Consider the following 308-nt stretch of genomic DNA (forward strand, 5'->3'; position numbering starts at 1 on the left):
TCCGATCTTTATAGTTTGAATAAATAACTGAATTTTCAGAATATACTTGCAATGCTGATAATTTTATGTTTTAATATATTTATTGGCTTTGCCAATAATAAAGGAGAAAAACTAGGAGGAAAAGTTATGAAAAAGAAAGAAACTTTCTCACTTCGGAAGTATAAAATTGGAACTGTGTCTGTTCTTTTGGGTGCAGTTTTTTTGTTTGCAGGTGCACCATCGGTAGCTGCAGATGAATTGACAAGCCTTGTAGAGACTAAGGTGGAAGCAACTGTTCCTGACGTAATCGTCAGCGAATCAGCCTCAGA

Annotated in this window: 1 protein-coding gene; it reads left to right on the forward strand. The window is 35.4% G+C overall.

Annotation, left to right across the window (positions count from 1 at the left end; all coding sequences use genetic code 11):
- Window positions 1-126: 126 nt before the first annotated feature.
- Window positions 127-308, forward strand: a 182-nt coding sequence (locus C1G53_RS11010) for a YSIRK-type signal peptide-containing protein (protein ID WP_153046718.1), incomplete at its 3' end; no start/stop codon positions are given.

The sequence above is a fragment of the Streptococcus suis genome (assembly GCF_002960445.1).
Lineage (GTDB): Bacteria > Bacillota > Bacilli > Lactobacillales > Streptococcaceae > Streptococcus > Streptococcus hyiners.